Annotated in this window: 20 protein-coding genes; 4 read left to right on the forward strand and 16 right to left on the reverse strand. The window is 51.2% G+C overall.

Features of this window, described 5'->3' with window-relative positions; translation table 11 throughout:
- Positions 1-513: 513 nt before the first annotated feature.
- Both ACKWCC_RS14600 and ACKWCC_RS14605 read right to left on the reverse strand, forming a co-directional pair.
- Complete coding sequence (locus ACKWCC_RS14600) at positions 514-1,206, reverse strand: Crp/Fnr family transcriptional regulator (protein WP_413996691.1); 693 nt, start codon at positions 1,204-1,206, stop codon at positions 514-516.
- 71 nt (positions 1,207-1,277) lie between these two features.
- Positions 1,278-1,940 (reverse strand): Crp/Fnr family transcriptional regulator, encoded by a 663-nt coding sequence (locus ACKWCC_RS14605; protein WP_413996692.1) that lies wholly within the window; start codon positions 1,938-1,940, stop codon positions 1,278-1,280.
- Between the two features lie 213 nt (positions 1,941-2,153).
- Here ACKWCC_RS14605 and ACKWCC_RS14610 point away from each other — a divergent pair, with 213 nt between their 5' ends.
- A complete protein-coding gene (locus tag ACKWCC_RS14610) occupies positions 2,154-3,431 on the forward strand; it encodes an acetyl-CoA hydrolase/transferase family protein (protein ID WP_413996693.1) in 1,278 nt (425 codons plus the stop codon).
- Between the two features lie 402 nt (positions 3,432-3,833).
- Here ACKWCC_RS14610 and ACKWCC_RS14615 read toward each other — a convergent pair whose 3' ends face one another.
- Complete coding sequence (locus tag ACKWCC_RS14615) at positions 3,834-4,253, reverse strand: CBS domain-containing protein (RefSeq protein ID WP_413996694.1); 420 nt, start codon at positions 4,251-4,253, stop codon at positions 3,834-3,836.
- A 113-nt stretch (positions 4,254-4,366) separates the two neighbouring features.
- Positions 4,367-5,578, reverse strand: coding sequence for a hypothetical protein (locus ACKWCC_RS14620; protein ID WP_413996695.1), 1,212 nt, complete (start codon positions 5,576-5,578; stop codon positions 4,367-4,369).
- A gap of 187 nt (positions 5,579-5,765) precedes the next feature.
- Here ACKWCC_RS14620 and ACKWCC_RS14625 point away from each other — a divergent pair, with 187 nt between their 5' ends.
- Positions 5,766-7,580 (forward strand): hypothetical protein, encoded by a 1,815-nt coding sequence (locus tag ACKWCC_RS14625; RefSeq protein WP_413996696.1) that lies wholly within the window; start codon positions 5,766-5,768, stop codon positions 7,578-7,580.
- A 350-nt stretch (positions 7,581-7,930) separates the two neighbouring features.
- Here ACKWCC_RS14625 and ACKWCC_RS14630 read toward each other — a convergent pair whose 3' ends face one another.
- From ACKWCC_RS14630 to ACKWCC_RS14680, 11 genes are all read right to left on the reverse strand, one after another.
- Entirely contained in the window at positions 7,931-8,713 is a 783-nt protein-coding gene (locus ACKWCC_RS14630) for an ABC transporter permease (protein ID WP_413996697.1), read from the reverse strand.
- Positions 8,706-9,416, reverse strand: coding sequence for an ABC transporter ATP-binding protein (locus ACKWCC_RS14635; protein ID WP_413996698.1), 711 nt, complete (start codon positions 9,414-9,416; stop codon positions 8,706-8,708). The genes ACKWCC_RS14630 and ACKWCC_RS14635 overlap by 8 nt, the downstream gene beginning before the upstream one ends.
- Before the next feature lie 41 nt (positions 9,417-9,457).
- Entirely contained in the window at positions 9,458-10,684 is a 1,227-nt protein-coding gene (locus ACKWCC_RS14640) for a nitrous oxide reductase family maturation protein NosD (protein ID WP_413996733.1), read from the reverse strand.
- A 56-nt stretch (positions 10,685-10,740) separates the two neighbouring features.
- Complete coding sequence (locus ACKWCC_RS14645) at positions 10,741-11,172, reverse strand: CopD family protein (protein WP_413996699.1); 432 nt, start codon at positions 11,170-11,172, stop codon at positions 10,741-10,743.
- A gap of 1 nt (position 11,173) precedes the next feature.
- A complete protein-coding gene (locus tag ACKWCC_RS14650) occupies positions 11,174-11,467 on the reverse strand; it encodes a cupin domain-containing protein (protein ID WP_413996700.1) in 294 nt (97 codons plus the stop codon).
- A gap of 12 nt (positions 11,468-11,479) precedes the next feature.
- Positions 11,480-11,956 (reverse strand): pyridoxamine 5'-phosphate oxidase family protein, encoded by a 477-nt coding sequence (locus ACKWCC_RS14655; RefSeq protein ID WP_413996701.1) that lies wholly within the window; start codon positions 11,954-11,956, stop codon positions 11,480-11,482.
- A gap of 5 nt (positions 11,957-11,961) precedes the next feature.
- Positions 11,962-12,075: a hypothetical protein gene (locus ACKWCC_RS14660; protein ID WP_413996734.1), complete on the reverse strand. Its 114-nt coding sequence runs from the start codon at positions 12,073-12,075 to the stop codon at positions 11,962-11,964.
- A gap of 529 nt (positions 12,076-12,604) precedes the next feature.
- Entirely contained in the window at positions 12,605-13,216 is a 612-nt protein-coding gene (locus tag ACKWCC_RS14665) for a hypothetical protein (RefSeq protein ID WP_413996702.1), read from the reverse strand.
- 144 nt (positions 13,217-13,360) lie between these two features.
- Positions 13,361-15,319 carry a Sec-dependent nitrous-oxide reductase gene (gene nosZ / locus ACKWCC_RS14670; protein ID WP_413996703.1) on the reverse strand — a complete coding sequence of 653 codons (1,959 nt, stop codon included), beginning with the start codon at positions 15,317-15,319 and terminating at the stop codon, positions 13,361-13,363.
- 42 nt (positions 15,320-15,361) lie between these two features.
- A complete protein-coding gene (locus ACKWCC_RS14675) occupies positions 15,362-15,940 on the reverse strand; it encodes a fasciclin domain-containing protein (RefSeq protein WP_413996704.1) in 579 nt (192 codons plus the stop codon).
- 55 nt (positions 15,941-15,995) lie between these two features.
- Positions 15,996-16,499: a c-type cytochrome gene (locus ACKWCC_RS14680; protein ID WP_413996705.1), complete on the reverse strand. Its 504-nt coding sequence runs from the start codon at positions 16,497-16,499 to the stop codon at positions 15,996-15,998.
- Between the two features lie 217 nt (positions 16,500-16,716).
- On the opposite strand from ACKWCC_RS14680, the gene ACKWCC_RS14685 reads away from it, so the two are divergent.
- Both ACKWCC_RS14685 and ACKWCC_RS14690 read left to right on the forward strand, forming a co-directional pair.
- Entirely contained in the window at positions 16,717-17,148 is a 432-nt protein-coding gene (locus ACKWCC_RS14685) for an RrF2 family transcriptional regulator (RefSeq protein ID WP_413996706.1), read from the forward strand.
- Between the two features lie 103 nt (positions 17,149-17,251).
- Entirely contained in the window at positions 17,252-17,476 is a 225-nt protein-coding gene (locus tag ACKWCC_RS14690) for a heavy metal-binding domain-containing protein (protein WP_413996707.1), read from the forward strand.
- Positions 17,477-18,272: 796 nt separating this feature from the next.
- On the opposite strand, the gene ACKWCC_RS14695 is transcribed toward ACKWCC_RS14690, so the two are convergent.
- Positions 18,273-19,982: a PAS domain-containing hybrid sensor histidine kinase/response regulator gene (locus tag ACKWCC_RS14695; protein ID WP_413996708.1), complete on the reverse strand. Its 1,710-nt coding sequence runs from the start codon at positions 19,980-19,982 to the stop codon at positions 18,273-18,275.

The following is a 19,982-nucleotide window of genomic DNA, read 5'->3' on the forward strand; positions in this document are numbered from 1 at the left end:
GGACCATATTGCGGACATAAAGCGCCCTGTTCACCCAAGAACAACCAAGCTTGGGTGCCCTATTTCGGGGCAACAAAAACGGGCTCTTGGGATTCCTTTTGGCGCCAACGGCGCGGCAGCCTCCTTTTACGGCATTGCCCACACCTTCCTTTGCGGCCGTAATAGGGTCCCAAAAAAGGATTTCCGTTGTTCTACGCGGGCATGGCCCCGTTTTAGTACAAGAATAAAAATATGGAATAGACCACAACCAATAGAATGCACTTTCTCATCATTTCCACTTTTATGCACATCACCAAATCAACACCAAAAAACAAAGGTTTTTTACGGCTCATATTTTGGAAATATGCTACTTACGAGCCCTAAAGGTCTTCCATTTATTGCGAAGCGGACGAGAAAATCGGGCTGGGAGAAAAAAAATCGTTGTACGGCATGACTTGGTCCGCTCAGCGATGTAATCCGTGTTTTGTGGATAAAAAAAATGGTAAGATAAGGTCAGGAAGCTCCGTCAAGGGATCAAAAGCCCTCAACGATGTCCATCAACTTGCGTTCGTCCTTGATGCCAATTTTTTTGCCCGAGGTGTGGATCAGGCCTTTTTTCTTGAATTCGGATATGATCCGTATGGCAGATTCGGTGGCGGTGCCCACCACATTGCCAATGTCTTCCCTGGACAAGGTTAAGGCCAAAAAACCCTCATGGTCTTCCCCAAAGTTGTTCTTAAGGTAGAGAAAGGCTTCCGCAATGCGCTGTTTTACGGTTTTCTGGGACATGTTCACCACCACATCGTCCGCTTCCTTTAGGTCATGGGCCATGTGCCGCAGCACCTCCAGGGTAAAATCGGGGTTTTTTTGCAGGGTGGTGGTAATGCTCTCCTTGGGTATGAAGCACACCTCCATATCGCTCACCGCCACGGCGCTCAGGTTCACGGCTTCCTCCGCAATAACGGAGCGTTGGCCCATGACCGAGCCCTTGCTGGCCAGCTTTACGATCTGGTCCTTTCCATTGGGGCTCAGTTTGGACAGTTTGGAAACACCGCCGCGCACACAGAACACCCCTTTCAATTTCTCGCCCTCCTCAAACAGGGCCTCTCCTTTTCTAATGATTTTGGAAGTTTTTGAATCGGATACTTTTTTCAATTCGGCCTTGCTCATGGCGCGCAGGGAATTGAATTGTCTTACGATACAATTTTCACATCTGCTCTTTTCCATTAAAGAAATTTTATACCTGAATAACAAAAATAAGATTTCCCCGACAAATGAAAGTTAAAATATTTTAGGTTTCAAAAAGCAAGTTTTTTAAGGTCCGATAAAGAGCTGATGTAGATGTTTCTTTTTTTCAACTGTATGTAATTCAGTTGGTTAAATTTTCTTAAAAGGGAAATGACATACTCTTGGGAGGTGCCGAGAAATGATGCCATTTCGTCCCGTTTAATGCGCACCAGTAATTTGCCCGTTACATCGGTTCCAAATTTCTTGGCCAGGAACAAGAGGAGTCCGGCCAATCGTTTCTTTATGCTCTTTTTTGGATGCGACCACATGCGGCCTTCCTCGTCCTCGTTCATGTCCCTTAGCACCCATTTCAGGAAACCTTGGCAGAAGTGGGCATCGGTGCGTAAGAGTTGCAGAAAGGATTTCTTGTCAATGCGGCAGAGTTCGGTGGGTTCCATGGTGGTGGCCGTTACCCTGGTGCCCCCGCCCAAGGTTACCGATCGTTTTCCCATAAGGTCGCCCTTGCCCAAAAAGCGGGTGATCTGCTCGTCTTCCCCTTCATCGGAAAAATGAAACTTGCAGGCCCCGGAATGAATGAGGAAGATGGACTGTAGCGTTTGTTTCTCCAAGAACACCTGTGAACCCTTGGACAGGGAGATATGCTCGGATCGTTGCAACAAAAGGGCTTTTTGCGCTTCAGTCAGGGCACTCATGCCCAAAAAAGGGCCCAACATAGCATGATTACATTTTACCATACCACAAAGATAGGGGGCAAATGCCCGCCAAAACCTGATGGATGTCATAGTTTTAAGAGCAATAAAGGTTGCAGCTTTGCATGGTTTCCCATACTATGGAAAAGGCGCATTGGGCGCGGTTGCAAGCCATGAAGCAAAGGTGCCTTCATCGCGGGGAGCCTTGGGATTTTCAACATATAAAACACAGAACAGATGAAACTGACCAATATGGACGAGGCGGTGGGCATGGTCAATTCCGGGGACCGCCTCTTTTTTCACGGGGCGGCCATGACCCCCAATGAGCTCATTGACGCCCTTTGTGAACGGTACAGGGAGTTAACGGACGTGGAGATTGTGACCATCCATACGGAAGGCCATGCGCCCTATGTCCAGGCACCTTACCATACCTCTTTTAAGATCAATTCCTGTTTTGTGGGCGGCAATGTCCGTCAGGGCATCAATACGGCCAGCGGAGATTACATCCCCATTTTTTTGAGCGAGATCCATTTGCTTTTCCAAAGGCAGATCCTTCCCTTGGACGTGGCCTTTGTGCAGGTATCCCCTCCGGACCGTCACGGCTACTGCTCCCTTGGCGTTTCCGTGGATGTGGCCCTGCCCGCCATTAGAACGGCCAAGAAGATCGTGGCACAGATCAATCCCCACGTGCCCAGAACGCACGGCACGGGCCTGGTGCATGTGGATGACATTGCCTTTGCCGTAGAGGTGGATCGCCCCATTCATGAACACGCCCCGCCCAAAATCTCGGATACGGAGCAAAAGATAGGGGCCCATGTGGCCACCCTGATCGATGATGGTGCCACCCTGCAAATGGGCATTGGAAGCATACCGGATGCCGTACTGGCCAATTTGGGAGACCACAGGCGTTTGGGCATCCATACGGAAATGTTTTCCGATGGGGTGCTGCCGTTGCTGGAGCGTGGGGTGATCACCGGAGAGGACAAAGTGGTGAAAAGGGGCAAGATCGTGAGCTGTTTTGCCGTTGGATCCAGGAAGCTCTATGATTTTGTGGATGACAATCCCATTTGTGATTTTAGGGACGCCGCCTATACCAACGATACGGCGCGCATACGAAGAAACCCCAAGGTAACGGCCATTAACAGTGCCATAGAGATCGATCTAACGGGACAGGTATGTGCAGATACCATTGGCAGTTTTCAATATTCCGGTGTGGGCGGGCAGATGGACTTTATTCGCGGGGCCTCGCTCTCCCACGAAGGCAAACCCATTTTTGCCATGTCGGCCACCACAAAAAAAGGAGCCTCCAAGATCACCCCCTTTTTAAAGACCGGGGCGGGCGTTACCACTACTAGGGCCCACGTGCACTATGTGGCCACGGAGTTTGGTGTTGTGGACCTTTTCGGGAAGAATTTGAAACAACGGGCCAAGGCCCTTATTTCCATTGCCCATCCGGACCACCAAGAGGCGCTGCAGCGTGCTGCGCATGAACGCTTTCAAGGGTTTGTTGGGTAACTCCGGGTCATGTGTTCAGATTTCCCGTTTGCCGCTGGGCAGGTCTTGCGGCTGTAAATTTGGCAATACCGATGGTCGCGCCGGCTTTTCCCCAATCACCAAGGCAATGGCCACACTTTGATCGTAAGAGTCGCAATGTTGTTGGAGCTTGTGCCCTGATCATGAAAGCCCAATGCACCATCTGGGTTGAACGCGGGCCCCCAGGGAGCCGCCCGGTCGGGGTCCAAATGCTTTGGCAGGGCCAAAAAGGGCCGTTGTTGGGCACAAAAAAAAGGTGCAAAACCCTATGTTTTTAGCACCTTTTAGGCGGGCGTACAGCCTGACATTTTTAGCCTAAATTGGATTTAAAATACGTAACCAACCACTTACCGCTACGCAGCTTTTTAAAAAAGGCCCCGGTGGTCAGTACTGGGCCAAGAGATAGTTGATCAGGTCCGTGGTGGTCACAATGCCCACCAGTTGGTCGTCCTGTACCACGGGGAGGGCATGGAACTCCCTTTGGGCCAAAAAGGCGGCCACTTCATATATGGTGGTCTGCGGGCTCACACAGATCACATCCTTGACCATGACCTGTTCTATGCTGAACATGTTGTAAACGGTGGTGTCCACATCATATTCGTCCTCGCCCACGGCATCGGCAAAACTGATGCGCATTAGGTCGGTATAGCTCAGCATGCCCATGACCTGCTTTCCGGCGGTGATGGGAATATGGCGTATGTTGTGCTTTTTAAAAAGGGCCTCTGCCTGGTCCAAGTCGTCCTTGATGCTAAGGGTCAGCACGTTTTTGGTCATTATCTGTGATACGGGTACACGCTTTTTCATGGTAAGGGATTCTCATTGATTAAGGGTATGAAATTACAAGGAAGCAATTTTTTAAAACATGATAAATATCACCGTAATTTCATTATTAATGGTGCATATTGGGTGTTTGTCCCTCAAGGTGCTTTCTGGGATGGGTTCCCCAGGTTGGTAAAGAGGAGCGCGGCCACGGCCAGGGCCATCAACATGCTTGCCCAGGCCAGGGCCTGTTGGTGGCCCGCAAAGTGGCCCGTGCCCAGCCAAGCGGCAATGCCCCGATAAAAAATGAGAATCTCCGTGCCCAAAAACCCCAACAGGTAGCAGCCAAAAGTCCATTTCTTGATGGTTAAGAGGGCCATACAGTGGCAAAGGAACAAGAGCCCCAGGCCAAGGGCGCCCAGGAAGGTCCAATGTAGGTATCCGATCACCAGATCTTTGTGAACATTGGCCAATTGGGCAAAATAGGGCAGGGCAGAGAGCAACTGCAGCACCATTTTTATACCCAGGCACAGGGTGGTGGCCCAAAAGAGCCATTTGGCCATACCATCAACAAGGAAGCGCTTTCCGGTTTTGAACAGGGTGTGCCCCAGCCGCAAAAAGGCCAAGAGCTGCAATACCGCCCCCATGCCGCCAAGGAGATAAAGATACCAGGGAGGGTCTTGGAAAAGGGCGGACAAAAAGACGGATAACAGCACGCCGGCGTTCAACTGCCAGAAAAAAGACCGGAACCACCCCGGGGAAAAAACAATGTTCTTTTTTTCCAGCAGATAGAAGAAAAGACCCAGCAAGGCCATGACCATCCAAGCGTTGTATTGAAAGTGCAGGTAGAAATAAATGGCCATGCGGTACCAAAACGATTCCGGTCCCATAAAGGTCATAATGCCGCCCAGGGCCCAGGGCCCCAGACTGGAGAGCGCCATGTACCACAACGCCGCCTTAAGCATGGTGTGGGAGGGGGTGCCCCTTGATTCTTGTTTGCCGTGTTTCAGAAAAAACCAAAGAAAGGCGTAGGAGGCAAATAAAAACAGGGTGGAAAACAGAATGGAGAAAAAGGCGTAGCCCTGTAAGGGAAAGGTGATCAGCATTCCGATCAGGGTTACCTGGGTGAACCAAAAGATGCGAAGGTGCCGCGCATCTTGGTGCTCTTGCTGTATATGGCTCTTGTAGATCAGCGTGGTAAGCACCAGGTACACCCATCCCAGTAGTGCAATGTGCGAATGGCCGTGCACCACAAATTTGTAGGTGACCCCGATTTCCAGCACATGGAAGAAGCGCAATACGGCACCCAAGAGGGCGGCCATAAAGAAATAGCCCAAGGCCGTGCGTATGTGGGGTCTTAAAGAAATCATGGTCTCATTGCAAGATAGTGCTTTGCCCCGGACTGCGGGTTGGGCGTAACGCCAAAGATATCCGGATTTATCCGTAGAACCTGACAAATATCATAGTTCAGGCCTATGCCACCCCCGATTTTTGTTCGCTGTGAACGCCCCCAACACTTCTTTTATGGGGCTCAAAAATCAAAAATAAATCCATAAAATGACATACGCACATTCTTTTCATATTCCCGTTATGGGCATTGGTTTTACCATAGATTCCCCCCTAAAAGTGGCCCATTTGGGGATAGACTCCGTCATCTCCTTGGTAGATGATATTTTGTTGGAGAAACTGAGGAAAATGTACTGCGGCAAACATGACCTTGGCTATGAGGCCATTGCGGAGGGTACGGAAGATTACCGGGCCAGACGCATCACCGCCTATCTGGATATGGTGAACGGCCTGGTCAAGGAGAAATATGAGGCATTTAAAAAAAGCGCCACCGTAACGGGCAAGGCCATGGAGGCCTATATGGAAAGCCTTCCGGATACCGCTGCCCTAAAAAGGGAGTTTTACAGGCGCCTGGAGGGCAGCCATACGTTTGATGACATGGCCACTTGGCTCCGGCAGGCAATGCCCCTGGGCAGCATAGACGTGAACATCATGACCAAGGTGGACAAGGACAACTATTCCAAGGCTACAAAGCTTCCAGCCCAGTACAATGATGCGCACGCCGCCCTGAGGGGCTTTGCCAACAGTGACCTTTCTTCTTCCTTGGTGCTGTCTGCCGGGATGAATCCCAGGTTGTACAGCTATATGGCCTCTTTCAAGGATTTTTATCCAGATGCCCGGGGTGGGTTAAAGAAAAAGATCGTTCTCAAGGTGAGCGATTACCGTTCGGCCCTGATTCAGGGCAAATTCTTGGCCAAAAAAGGGCTTTGGGTATCAGAATACCGCATAGAATCCGGCCTTAACTGTGGGGGCCATGCCTTTGCCACGGATGGGCATCTCTTGGGGCCCATTCTGGAACAGTTCAAAGAAAACCGGGAAACCTTGAAACAGTCCGTTTTTGAAATTTGTGCCGCCGCCCTTGAAGATAAGGGCATTCCGGTGCCGGCCGCTGGCCTGCCCCTACGGATCACCGCCCAGGGCGGGGTGGGAACCGCGGAAGAGCACACCTTCTTAATGGAGCGTTATGGCGTGGATTCCGTGGGTTGGGGCTCTGCCTTTCTCCTGGTTCCGGAGGCCACCACGGTGGATACGGCCACTTTGCAGAAGCTGGCCACCGCCAGGGAAGCCGATCTGTATCTGAGCAATACCTCTCCCTTGGGCATCCCCTTCCACAGCTTAAGGGGCAACACCAAAGACGGGGAAAAGGCCCAGAGAATTGCCAATGGCCGTCCGGGCAGTCCGTGCCCCAAGAAGTTTGTGGCCCTGAACAAGGACTTCAAGGAAAAGGGACTCTGCACGGCGTCCCGCCAATACCAAGCGGCCCGATTGAAGGCCCTGGGAAAAGAAGGGTTGTCCCAGGCCGATTACGATCATCAATACCAAAAAATCACCGAAAAGTCATGTACCTGCGTGGGGCTGGGAACCACTGCCCTGCTTGCCTATGGTTTGGATACCAGGGAAGAGGGTACGGGCGTTTCCGTTTGCCCGGGACCCAATATGGCGTATTTCTCAAAAGTGGTCTCCCTGGCACAAATGACGGACCATATCTACGGAAGAACCAATGTCATGACCCATGGGCAGCGCCCGCACATGTTCATTAAGGAACTGCACCTATATCTGGAGTATTTTCAAGAGCAGATCGAAGAGAACAAAAGGGACTTTTCCGAAAAGCGCCAAAAACAACTCCTCAGTTTTGGCAAGAACCTGGAGGAGGGCATTGCCTATTACGAAGGAATGCTCACAACGGACAAAGACCACTTGGAGGCATCGCCCAGCTGTATCGCGGTGCAGCTAAACGGATCGCGGCTGGTGCTCCGGTCAATGGTGCAGTTGCTCCAAATGGCGCCGGGAGACCTGGTGTCCTAAACTGTGGTGCCTTTTCTTGTTCTTTTTGGGCGTGATTTATTTTGGACGCGTCTTGCGTGCACTTGTGGCCCCATTGTTTTCTGCCACTTGGGGCGTAAACACGCCTTCTTTTCCCGGGCCTTTTATGGACCCCGGTGAAACCCTTTTTGTCCGCTTCTGACTTCCAATGATGTATTGGACGTTCGCAATGGAGGGTGCAAGCCCAATGGAATGAAGACGTTTGGGCGGGCGACCATCGCCACCACCATGGGGCAAAAGTCAGGGCAGCGACCGGTTTTGCTGGGATTTGCAACCGTAGTGCAATTTTTAATGCACCATCTGGGTTGCCCCTGCTGAGGTCCAGGGTTGGCCTAGAAATCTTTCTTTTTGCTTTTGGCCAAGAGCCGCCAAATGGGCAAAACGGTCCAAAGCACCAGCATGAGCAAAGAAACAAGGAGTCCCTTATCCGTGCCCAGGAATTGTTTAAAAACCGCTCCCGTGTACCCCAAGAGCGCAGAGATGTCCAGCTTTAGGAGGATCAACGTCCTGGAGAGGTCAATGGGGTTGAAAAGGGTGGCCAGGAGCGAAAAATTGTCCAGGGGGTAATCTTGGAAGATAATGAGCGACATGAGAAAGAGACCGTCATAGATCACCGCCAAGAACAGCCACAAGAGCACGGCGTAGCCAAACCCCTTGATCTTGTTTTCGTTGGATAGGGCAAGGTTAAAGGACAGGGCGGTGAAAATGAAGGTAAGAAAGGCCCCGACCACCAAAAGCAGGGAAAAGTCGAAAATGGCATCGCTCCGCAGCAAACCGTAGAGCAAGAAAGGAATGCCCAGTCCAAGCACCAGGCTCAGGGCCAGGGAACCGGCAACGCCCAAGTACTGGCCCAGGAAAATGGAGCTGCGCTTTATGGGCTGGGCCAGCAGCAGTTCCGTGAACTCCTTGGAATTGTAAAAATACATGATGCCAAAGATGGTGCCAATGAGCGGCACCAAGACAATGATGATGTTCATGAGGGTAATAACGGCCTTGGAGACATCATTGTTCAAAAAGAGGAGCACAAAGCCCAAGAGGAGATAGAACAAAAAATAGACATAGCTCCAGCGGCTGCGGATCAAATCGTAAAAACTGTATTTAAGTATCTTAAGCATGGGCGGGGGTGGTTGCAATGGCCGCAATGGCGTGTTCTAGATTGGTCTGTTGTGTCTTTTCCTGAAGTTGGGCTATGCTGCCCTTGAAGTAGATCGTGCCCTCGAGCAGATAGATCACACTATCGGCCACTTCGGCCACGAACTGCATGATGTGCGAGGTAATGAGAATGGTCTTGCCACGCCCCTTTTCCTTGGCTATGAGTTTTTTTAGGTTGATGAGCGATGCGGGGTCCAGCCCCGTGGTGGGTTCGTCCAAGATCAGCAGCGGACTGTTGTACATAAAGGTTAGTACAATGTTCACTTTTTGCTTGGTGCCCCCGGAGAGGGTGGCCAGTTTCTTGTCCAAAAAGGGTTGCAGGCCAAAAAGGTCTATGAGGTATTCCTCTTCGCTGGGCCGCTGTCTCAGGTCCTTGATCATGCGGATCAGTTCCTTTACCCTAAGGTTGCCCGGGAAATTGGCGATCTGCGGCAAGTATTGAATGTCTTGGCGGTATTTCCATTTGTGTTCAACGGGCTGCCCATCTACCAGAATGTTGCCCTTGTTGGGCACCACCATGCCCAAAATGCTTTTTATGAGGGTGGTCTTTCCCGATCCGTTGGGGCCCAGCACGGCAAAGATACCGCCCTTTTCAATGGTCAGGTCCAGGGCAGAGAGCACTTGGTTCTTGCCAAACTTTTTATGTAAATTTTCTATTTGTATCATAGGGGATGCTGCTTCTGTTTTTGTACGGGGAACAAGGTTCTTTAATCTTTGATCGGGCCGTTGGCCCCTGTTTGGTGTGCGGAAATGTCCACTTTTTTCATCAAGGGGGTCTGGTCCAAGAGGTTGTCCGGTGTAAAAATGGGAGATACCTTTTCAGAAAAATCAATGATGTCCATGAACAGGCTCCGCAGGAGAATTATGGTCTCGGGGGTACGGTTCACAATGTATGAAAAGAGCTTTACCGGACGGTAGGGCACATCGCCCACACCATCCTTGTCCAGGTCATATCCGGTGTAGTTGCTCCAGTAATTGCCGGCGATCTTGTTGTCGTTGAGCTTGCTGTTGTAAGAGAGGTCAAAACTGTTGTACAAAAAATTGTTGCCTTCAAAGGTGTTGGTGTAACAGGCGCCGAGTACTTTCAGGGCCCAGCCGTTGTGCACAAAATCGTTGTTTTTGTAAAGAATTCTGTTGGAGCCCTCAATGTTGATCCCAATGGTGTTCTCCTCAAAAGTGTTGCCAATGATCTCGGCATCGTTGATCTCCTTGAGCAGCATGCCATAGGCCGCCGTGCCCCAGTTCTTCCTAAAGGTGTTGTTGATCATTTTTATGTCCTTGGAGAACATCACGGCCACGCCGGCCCCGTTGTTCTCAAAGGTATTGTTGGAATAGACGTCGTTGTTGCTGAACATGAAGTGCAGTCCATAGCGCAGGTTGTTGCTGCTGAGGTTGTTGTTAATGGTAACGTGGTCAGAGAATTCCAAATAAATGCCGTCCCGGGTGCCTTGCACAATGTTGCGGTCCACCACCACATTGTTGCTGTACCATAGTTGTATGCCGTTTCCGCTATTGTACTCGTCCCTTGCCTCACCGATGATCTTGTTGTGGTACACCTTGCCGTTGTTGGATTTTTCCAGGTAAATGCCAAAAAACAGTTTTTCCAGCACAATGTTCTGGATAAGGAAGTGCTCGCTCTTTACCACGCGTATGGCCGCGTGATCGGAGGTGTAGCTCACCCCCACGTTGATCAGGAAGAGACCGTCCAGGGTAACATGATCGCTCACCACCCTTATGATCTCCCCTTTCTCTTCGGCGTCAATGACGGGGTAGCCTTCACCGAGAAGGGTCAGGGGCTTGTCCACCAGAATGTTGTATTCTTTGTAGGTGCCCTTTTTGATCAACAGGGTATCAAAATCTGCGGCTATGGAGATGCCCTCCTTAATGGAGCCCACCTCACAGTCCGGGCAAATGGTGATGGTGTTGGCCATCATGCCCTGCCAGAGCCCCAGCAGGACCATCAACAACAAAAAAATATGCGCTCTTCTCTTCATAACAGTCCTCCACTTCTAGCACTAAAACCTACAAAAACAAACGCAACCGACAAAACGGTCACGGCAATGATGTGCACGGCCAAGGGCTGCAGCGCTCTTTTGGGGATCAGCACCAGGCGCGCGTGCAGGGCCAACAGCACCGTTGCCAGCAGCAGGCCCAGTTTTATGGCCACATGGCGGGTGTGGTGATCGCCCAGGTCCAAAACAAAAAAGTCCGGGGCATATTGGGTGGCAAAATAGATGCCCGTGGCCGCTAAGACAAGCAGGGAGGGCAGCCCAATGGGCTCATATTGTTTCTCAAAGGCTTCAATGATGCCAAAATCCTTCTTTTTCAACGCTTTTGGCAGATAGCGCAAGGCCAATATGAGGTGGCCGCCCGTCCAGATGGTAGCGGCAATGAGGTGGAGGAAAACAAGGGCTTGGAGCATCTTAGCGTATGATGAGGAATTTGGAGTTCTCAAAAGCCTCTACCCAGTGCTTTTCTTCCTTGGGGAACCTGAGGTGTTCCAGTGGTTTCACCTCGTGGTCCTCTCCGTGGATGTGGAAGACAATGTCCCCTTCCAAGAGTACCAAGGTGGCATCCGTGGGCGAGGTGTGCTCCGGGAAAACGGTTCCTTTTTCAAGGCTTATGGCCAGGATTTCCAAATGATCGGTCTTTACCAATTTTGTTATGGTGAGTTGATCGTATGCTTGGGTCTTTATGGTCTTTTTCACTTGGTACATGAGGTCTTTGTTTTAGGTTGAAGAAAGGTTTGGCACGGGCTTTTTTTGCTTGCCCGTTAGCTCCTGCACCTCAATGGCGTACACAATGGGCATTTCCACTTCGGGGAGATCGGATAAAAAATGGGAGAGGAAGCCGGGAGCCTCTTCCCTTCGCCTGGCGGCCGTTTCCAGTACGCCCCTTGCGAAGCGTTTCAGGTAGGTGCCGGCCATGTCCCTGCCAATTTCACGGAAACTGCCGTGCGCCTGTACGGAGCACCATTCTTGCATGGACGGGATCTCATCTACCTGAAAAGAGACCTGTGCGGCCTTGCGCATGGCACGGACCCTGTGGCCACTGCCGGCAAAACAGAGAATGGTCCGTTCCTGCCCGTCATAGAAATAGGTGGTGGGCACCACGTGGGGCCGGTTGTTGCCCAGATAGGCCAACCGACCAATAAAATTGGCGCTCAAGGTAGATTCGCACGCCCGGGGTGGCAAGGTTGTGATCATGGGCGCTACAGTTTAAAACGTGTCTTCAGGGATTCCCAGCTGAACAGTTCGCCCTGGTGCCGGGCCTGTGCCTTCTTGGCCTCCTCTTCCGTGGCAAATGCCGTGATGTATTCGCCCATGGGGCTGGGAAGGTTTTCGCTGATGAGGTAAGTGGCCGTTGTGGCATCCAAAAATCTCCCGGGGCATTGAAGTTGTTCACCAAATAAAGGGCGATGTCGGAACCGTCCACTTCCTTGAGCTGGTTAAGCACACATTCGGTGGCGTCAAAGGAAAAGGTCTTTCCTTTTTGGGTCATGTACTGCGCGGCATACTGCTTGTCCACAATGGTCATTTTGCAAAAGTGGCAGCCGTCCGATCCGTAGGCCACGGGTCTGGGCTTGCCGGAGCAAGATGCCAGAAGCAGTGCCAGGATCATTGGGGTCATAAGGTTTTGTTTCATGTCCATGTCAATAATTTAAGATGATGCGCCCTCTGCCCGGCCTTGTGCCCTGCGAGCTGCGCCTTTAACACTGTCTTGTTTTCCATCATCTGGCCAAGTTGCCCTTAACAAAGGGCCCTGGCTCACCACTTTTTACCCTTCTTTTCAGGAAACGGCCGCCAAGTGCCTTGGCTGGTGGTCACGGGAAAAACAATGGGTTACCTGCCCCGTTAGGGGCGTTCCGGCCTTTTCCATCCCAAGTAGCCCGCCACAAAGGTCAGGGCCATTCCCAAAAACATAAGGTACGCGCCCAATCTGGGATAGGAGTAGGCATCAAAGTTCAACATTTTTTTATGGCCCAGCAATGGGGGCTTGTAGCTCATTGGGGTGCCGTCCGGGTTGGCCAATTTCATAATGGCCTTGGGATCTAGATTGGTTCCGTAGTCGGTCATCCACGCATTGAAGTCGTACATGCCCAGCACCCCTAGAACGGTCATGAGAATGAGCCATCCAAAGAACCACTTGTGGGACACCTTTTTAAAATAGCCCAGGAGGCCAATCAAAACCCCCAGGGCGGCCATGCCGCCAATGACCAGGGGAAACACGGTAAACTCCCACATTTCCTCGGGTTTTGGCAGGGTTTTCATGCCAATGTAATGGTTAAGGCCATCTATGTTCTGGATGTCAAATTCATTCTGGCCCTGAATGCCATCAATATAGATGTCCATGCCCAGGGGCTCGGGATATTGGGGTGCGCCCAGTTCTATGTTCCACAGGGGAAACACGAACAGTCCCAAGAGCAACAGCGATCCCAGAATCATTAAAATACTTGCTTTTTTCATTTCGTCATGTTTAAATTATGCACAAATACGATGTTGTTTTGGAAGGTCGTTTTTGTGGTAATTTAAAAAGCGGGCAGGTTATAAAACGCTACCCGCTTTTCGTTTGAAAAAAATGATCTTCTTATCCTTTACGTGGGCCCGATGCTATTCTCCCAGGGACCAAGAGAGCTCTATGTCCGAATCTGCCGGGGATACCCTGACGTAGCCTTGCATTTCTTGGTGCAGGGCAGAACAGAAGTCCGTACAATAGAAGGGCCATACCCCCACTTTTTTGGGTTCCCAGACCGATGTTTTGGTCTGTCCGGGCATGATCAGCAGCTCCGAGGTGTTCTGTCCGATCATGGCAAAGCCGTGCGGCACGTCAAAATCCTGTTCGTGGTTGGTAATGTGGAAATACACTTTGTCCCCCACTTTAATGCCCTCGATGTTGTCCGGGGTAAAGTGGCTTCTAATCATGGACATGTACACATGTACCTCGTTGCCGTTGCGCTCTACCCTTGCTTGATCGGGGGTGAGCACGGCGGCTGGGTGCTTGTTGTCATCCAGGCGATAGATTTTCTTGGACTTCGGTGCCAGGATGTCCGCAGGGATGCCCGCGGCATAATGGGGCTCCCCGTGGGTGGGGAAATCATAGAGAAGTTCCATTTTTTCGCCCGTTATGTCATAGAGTTGTGCGGAGTGCTCCAATTCTGGCCCTGTGGGCAGGTACCTGTCCTTGGTGATCTTGTTCATGGCCACCACGTACTTGCCAAAGGGCTTTCTGGAGTTGCCCCCGGGGATCATCAAGTGGCCCACGGAGTAAAAGGTGGGTTTCCTATCGATCACTTCCCAAGTGCCCAATTTCCATTTCACCACCTCGGACGAGATGAAGAAAGTGGTATAGGCATTGCCCTTGTCATCAAACTCGGTGTGCAGGGGCCCAAGGCCACCGCTCTTGACAACCCCGGCCAATACATCATCAAAATTTAGAATGGGAATGCCATAGGCCTCGCCATCGAATTTTTCGCCCTCAATGGCCGCGATCATCTTGTCAAAGGAGTGTATGGTCAGGTCTGCGGAAAGTTTTCCGTTGCCAATGATGTACTCTCCGGAAGGGTCCACATCGCAACCGTGGGGCGATTTTGGGGTGGGCAGGAAATACACCGCTCCGGGCACGTCCAGGGGATTTACCGTGAGCACCTCTTTTTTCATGGTGGAGGTACCGGTGTGCGTGGCCTCATCGTAGATGTTGTGGGCATATTCCGCCGGCATGGTGGTTCCGCCGCCGTTGTTCACGTACTCTTCTATCTTTTTCCAGTTCACGGCGGCTATGAAGTCCTTGTCGTTTTGGGAGGCATTTACCTCCAATAGCGAACTGGCCTCTTCCGTGTTATAGGTGGTAAAGAAGAACCAGCCGTGCGATTTTCCGCGTCCGGGATGGGACAGGTCATAGTTAAAGCCCGGCATCATCAACTGAAATTTCAGGTCCATATGGCCGTGTTCCGGGTCAATGCTAATGAAGGAAAGCGCCCCCTTGAACTCTCCCTTGTACTCGTTAATGGGCATGTCCCGTTGGGGCACGGGCACGGAAAAACGTGTTCCGGCCACCACGTACTCGGTGTTTTCCGTGATAAAGGAAGAACTGTGGTTCCCCGCGCTGTTGGGCACCTCAATGATCTCTTCGGTCTCAAACGTTTCCAAGCTTATCCGCGCTATGCGTGGGGTGTTGTTGCCGTTTATGAAGATCCATCTGCCGTCCAGTTCCCCGTTGGTCTGGGAAATGTCCGGGTGGTGGGCATCGTCCCAGGGCACAAAGCCAAAGGAGGTTTCCAGCATGGGCTTGGTCTCCTCGGAGTATCCGTAGCCCGAAGTGGGAAACTGGGAAAATACCGGTATCTCCTTGAACATGCGCCCGGAGGGCAGTCCATAGACGGTAAGGTTGCCGCTGTATCCACCGGACATAAAGGCGTAGAACTCGTCTTGCTCGCCCGGGGCCACATAGACCTTTTCCGCGGCACTGCCGCTGAGCGCCCCATTGCTGGAGCTGCCGTTTTGGTTGCCGCAGCCGGTGAGCATCAAGGCCGATCCCAGCAAGGCAAATAAATGATAGGTGTACTTTTTCATTTTATGTTTATTTAAGAAGGGTTATTGGGTTTTATATTTATGTTATTCCGATGGGGGAAGAATTACCTTGTCCACCACATATACGGTACCGTTGCCGGCATCCACGCTGCCCAAGATCTTGGCGCCGCCCACGTAGATGTCCTCTCCCTTTACCTCTACCGTGGTGCTCAGGTCACTGGCCTGGCCCAGTTTCTTTATTTTTTTTAGGAGGTCCATGTTATAGTTGCCCGCCGTTACGTGGTGCTTTAGGATCAGGGCCAATTTGTCCTTGTTCTCGGGTTTCAACAAATCTTCCACCGTGCCCGGGGGCAGGGCATCGAACGCAGCGTTCGTGGGGGCAAAGACCATGAGCGGTCCTGCGTTTACCAGGGCGTTCTCAAGACCTGCGGCCTGTACGGCGGCCACTAGGGTGGTGTGGTCTTCCGAACCAATGGCGATCTGCAGCACATTGGGCCGGGAGCCATCGTCCTCTATAAAGGCCTGTCCCTGTTTTTCTGTGCTTGCGGCCTCACTCGTGGCTGCGGGCGCACTTTCGTTGTTTTTGGGTTCCCCTTTGCAGCTGCAGACAAAGAGCAGCAACAGGAACGCGCCGAATACGGATGTGAACTGGGTTGTTTTCATAATGTTTGTTTTAGGTGATTAGCATATGTATGGGAACCAAGGGTTCCCAGATGATCTATAGGGTCCTGTAGAATTCCAGGATGGAGCGAACCTCTTCCACGGTGAGGTTTTGGTTGCTCATGGCCGCCCCGTTGAACTCGATCAAAAGGTCTTTGGCGCAACGGTCTTCCGCCACCATCAAGGCAGGGTCCAAGATCATGTTCATGATCCATTCCGGACTTCTGCGCTCCATGATGCCTTGGGGAGAAGGGCCAATGAACCGTCTGTCCAGTTTGTGGCAGGCCATACAATTGCTTTTAAAGAGCGCCTCGCCCCTTGCGGCCATTTCTTGGTCAATTACCGGATCCAGTGTTATTTCCTTTATTTGGCCCACGCCCTTTTCATCCAGGGTAACCTGTTGGGAAGGCGGAATGTCACTTTGGGCCGGGGTGGTTTCGGTCTTTTCCGTGGTCTTTTGGCGATCCACGCTAAACCCATCTTTCTTTTTTTCTTCCTTGCCTCCACAGGCCAACAACAGAAAGGACAGTAAAACGGAGGTGATCAAAAATTTTGTTTTCATTTCTTCAATCATTTATGGTTATGGTTCATCACTTATGAGAAGATCACATAAAATGGGGATCACGATCAACGCTTTCGCCATGATTATTGCCGTGAGACAAGGTGTTCTTTTCAAGAATGGGTCAAAAATAGCCAGCCCCACACGTATAAAACATGATAAATATCATATAAAGGATAAAAAAGTATTTTAATCTTTATCTTTGTAAAAAACAGTTTCCATGTTGTCCAATTCTTCCAAGTACGCACTGAATGCCGTGCTGTATCTGGCCGTACATTCCTCCGAAGAAAAAAAATTGATGGCCGTGCAGATCAGTGAAGGCACCAAGGTGCCCAAGGCCTATCTCTCCAAACTCATGCAAGAGCTCACCAGGCACAAGTTGATCAGTTCCGTGCGCGGGCCCAACGGCGGCTTTTACCTCACCGATGAGAACCGGCAAGTGAGCCTACTGGACATTGTAACCCTCATAGACGGGGACGATCGCCTTACCTCCTGCATGTTGGGCCTGCACAAGTGCGACCATGAGCATCCCTGCCCCATTCACCATTTTGTGGGCGACACCAAGACCAAATTTGTGGAGAACCTTGGCAGTACCTCTGTTCAGGACCTGGTGTCCGATATTCAGCAAGGCCGGAGTTTTTTGAGCTTGTAGAATGGTCGTGAATCCCAAGGGCCTCCAAAAAGACCCAAAAAAGAGGCTGTTGTGGTGCGGGAATGACCGCGTTTCTGTATTTTTAGTTTTAAATAGAAACACCATGAAATTTACGTACCTTACTTTTATGTTGGCCTTGGTCTCCGTGCTGTTCTTGGGCAGTTGCAAGGACAAGCCCAAGGAATCTGGCGAGGATGCCAAGACCGAAATGGCTGCCGGCGACCAGTACCAATGCCCAATGGATTGTGAAGATGGAAAGACCTATGCCGAGGCGGGCAGCTGTCCCGTTTGCAAAATGGACACCAAGCTCATTTCCGAGGCCCAATAGCCATATCGCGATAGTTCAATTTGCAGATGTCGATTGGCATATGGGCGTCTGGTTTTCCTCTCCAAATCACGGACAAACCTTAAGTGGTTGATCAAGGGGAGGTGGTTTTCCACTTCACTGTGGAAAAGCGGAGGGGTCCACTCCGTGGGCACTTTGGGTCGTTCTTTTCCCCAGGCTCCCAGAGCGGGCTTCAACAGGACCTCATCGCTTGGATTTTAGGCTGAAGTTGCATTTGCATTTGAAGCAACCGTTATAACAAGGAGCCACCACAAAGGTGAAATCTGGCATTGAGACCAATGGCGACGCGGCCATCTGTTGAATCTGGAAACCCGAAACAAACAGATCGCTTCCTGCCCCGCCATGACGGCCCAGTTTGGCCTTGGGCCGCATCTGAAAACCCAGAGCCGGCTCCTCCCCTTGATCAAGGGGAGGTGGTTTTCCACTTCACTGTGGAAAAGCGGAGGGGTCCGCTCCGTGGGCACTTTGGGTCGTTCTTTTCCCCAAGCTCCCAGCGCGGGCTTCAACAGGACTTCATCGCTTGGATTTTGGGCTGAATTCGTTCTTTCATTTGAAGGAAACGTCATGGCGAGGAGCCACCACAAAGGTGAAATCTGGTATTGAGGCCGATGGCGACGCGGCCATCTGTTGAATCTGGAAACCCGGAAAAAACAGATGGCTTCGTGCCCCGCGAAGACGGCCCGGTTTGGCTTTGGGCCGCATCTGAAAACCAAACACGGGCGCTTGCTTGCAAGCTGAAGCAACCCCCGTGCCGCAGACAACATTGGCTTAAACTGGGTTAAAACAATCCCAGGTCGTGCGGGGTGTTCTGCCCTTTGTTCTCGTGCAGCTGCTTCATAATGTCAAACAAGCTATTGGGGTTAAAGGGCTTGCCCAGATGGGCATCGAAACCGCCCTCCTCATATTCTTCCCGGATATGGGCGGCAGATGAGGCGGAAAGTGCCACAATGGGCGTATCCTTGTCAAAGGCCCTAATGGCCGTGGTGGCCTCAAACCCGTTCATCACCGGCATTAAGATGTCCATTAAAATAAGGTCGTAATCATTTTCCTTGCAGGCCGCCACGGCATCGGCGCCATTTTCAACGAAATGGGAGGTAATGCGCCATTTGGACAGGAATTTTTTCAGCATTAGAATGTTCACCTTGTTGTCTTCGGCAATGAGCACCTTAATGCCTTCCAATGATTTGGGGCAGCCCTCCTTGCCATCCTCCGTTAATTTCAATTTAACGTCCTTTGGGGGCAGGGCCAACTCCAGATTAAAGAAGAACACAGAGCCCACCCCAGGCTCACTGGTCAGGGCAATGTCGCCACCCATCAAAGCCACCAATTTTTTACTGATGCTGAGGCCCAATCCGGACCCGCCAAATTTTCGGCCAATGTTGGCGTCCGCTTGGGTAAAGGCATCAAAAATGATTTCTTGCTGACTTTCGGATATGCCAATGCCCGTATCCACCACCTCAAAACAAAGCTTCACCGATCGCGCCTTTTTGGACACCATGCTTATGTTCAATGCCACTTCCCCGCGGGGCGTGAACTTTATGGCGTTCCCAATGAGATTGGTCAATATCTGGGTCAACCGGTTGGGATCACCGAACAAAATGGGGGGAATGTTCCTGTCCCTGTTGATCTTGAAACCAATGTTGTTTTCCTGGGCCATGTTGCCGTAGGTGGCCTTTAGGGCATGCAGGCGCTTGTCCAAATGGAAACTGGTGTTCTCCAGGGTTATTTTTCCGCTGTCTATTTTTCCAAAATCAAGAATATCGTTTACCAAGGTCAGCAAATGTTCCGAGGCGTACTTGAGCACGTTGAGGTTCTCCATCTGCTCTTCCCTGGGATGCTCCATGAGCAAGAGATGGGTGGTGCCAATGACCGCATTTAGCGGGGTGCGTATCTCATGGGAGATGGTGCTCAGAAATTCGTCCTTGGCCTTGTTGGAAAGGGTTTCCCTGTCTTTCTCCCGCATCAGCGCCAATTCCGTGCGCTTCTGCGCGCTTACATCGTTAATGGTGCCAATGTACACCTTGGGCTTGCCGTTGAAGTGAAACAATTTTTTAACATTGACCTCAAACCAGTACACTTCCTTGTTCTTGGTCACTTTGAGCACTTCACAGACAGATAGGTCCGCACTTTTAAAAAAAGAGGTGAGGCGCGAATAATCCTCAATGTCAAAATCTTCCAGTTGTTCCCAAAAGGGTCTTCCCAAGGAATCCAGCACCGTTTTTCCGGTGAGCTTCTCCCAGGCGGGGTTCAGGTAGATCCAACGGCCATCCAAATCAACCTCAAAGACCACTTCCTCTATATTGTTCACGGCATTCTCCGCGCGGCGCTTAAAGTTTTCTATTTTAAGGTCGGCATGCTTCTTTTGTTTTTGCTGAATGTCCAGCAACTGTCTGGACTGCCTTTCGGCCCGTTGAAAATTTCGGTAAGACTCGTTCACCAGATGCAGGAAGGGCGCCATACCCTCCAACTGCCTTTGGGTCAATGACAA

Source organism: Maribacter aquimarinus (assembly GCF_047345505.1).
In the GTDB taxonomy this organism is placed as follows: domain Bacteria; phylum Bacteroidota; class Bacteroidia; order Flavobacteriales; family Flavobacteriaceae; genus Maribacter.

Bases quoted from the DNA above. Each gene is read 5' to 3' on its own strand.
- ACKWCC_RS14680 (WP_413996705.1), bottom strand. From the start codon at position 16,499: ATGAAAACAAAATTTTTGATCACCTCCGTTTTACTGTCCTTTCTGTTG.
- ACKWCC_RS14675 (WP_413996704.1), bottom strand. From the start codon at position 15,940: ATGAAAACAACCCAGTTCACATCCGTATTCGGCGCGTTCCTGTTGCTG.
- nosZ (WP_413996703.1), bottom strand. From the start codon at position 15,319: ATGAAAAAGTACACCTATCATTTATTTGCCTTGCTGGGATCGGCCTTG.
- ACKWCC_RS14660 (WP_413996734.1), bottom strand. From the start codon at position 12,075: ATGGGCGAATACATCACGGCATTTGCCACGGAAGAGGAGGCCAAGAAG.
- ACKWCC_RS14625 (WP_413996696.1), top strand. From the start codon at position 5,766: ATGACATACGCACATTCTTTTCATATTCCCGTTATGGGCATTGGTTTT.
- ACKWCC_RS14610 (WP_413996693.1), top strand. From the start codon at position 2,154: ATGAAACTGACCAATATGGACGAGGCGGTGGGCATGGTCAATTCCGGG.
- ACKWCC_RS14645 (WP_413996699.1), bottom strand. From the start codon at position 11,172: ATGCTCCAAGCCCTTGTTTTCCTCCACCTCATTGCCGCTACCATCTGG.
- ACKWCC_RS14620 (WP_413996695.1), bottom strand. From the start codon at position 5,578: ATGATTTCTTTAAGACCCCACATACGCACGGCCTTGGGCTATTTCTTT.
- ACKWCC_RS14640 (WP_413996733.1), bottom strand. From the start codon at position 10,684: ATGATGGCCAACACCATCACCATTTGCCCGGACTGTGAGGTGGGCTCC.
- ACKWCC_RS14665 (WP_413996702.1), bottom strand. From the start codon at position 13,216: ATGAAAAAAGCAAGTATTTTAATGATTCTGGGATCGCTGTTGCTCTTG.
- ACKWCC_RS14690 (WP_413996707.1), top strand. From the start codon at position 17,252: ATGAAATTTACGTACCTTACTTTTATGTTGGCCTTGGTCTCCGTGCTG.
- ACKWCC_RS14615 (WP_413996694.1), bottom strand. From the start codon at position 4,253: ATGAAAAAGCGTGTACCCGTATCACAGATAATGACCAAAAACGTGCTG.
- ACKWCC_RS14685 (WP_413996706.1), top strand. From the start codon at position 16,717: ATGTTGTCCAATTCTTCCAAGTACGCACTGAATGCCGTGCTGTATCTG.
- ACKWCC_RS14630 (WP_413996697.1), bottom strand. From the start codon at position 8,713: ATGCTTAAGATACTTAAATACAGTTTTTACGATTTGATCCGCAGCCGC.
- ACKWCC_RS14600 (WP_413996691.1), bottom strand. From the start codon at position 1,206: ATGGAAAAGAGCAGATGTGAAAATTGTATCGTAAGACAATTCAATTCC.
- ACKWCC_RS14635 (WP_413996698.1), bottom strand. From the start codon at position 9,416: ATGATACAAATAGAAAATTTACATAAAAAGTTTGGCAAGAACCAAGTG.
- ACKWCC_RS14655 (WP_413996701.1), bottom strand. From the start codon at position 11,956: ATGATCACAACCTTGCCACCCCGGGCGTGCGAATCTACCTTGAGCGCC.
- ACKWCC_RS14605 (WP_413996692.1), bottom strand. From the start codon at position 1,940: ATGTTGGGCCCTTTTTTGGGCATGAGTGCCCTGACTGAAGCGCAAAAA.
- ACKWCC_RS14650 (WP_413996700.1), bottom strand. From the start codon at position 11,467: ATGTACCAAGTGAAAAAGACCATAAAGACCCAAGCATACGATCAACTC.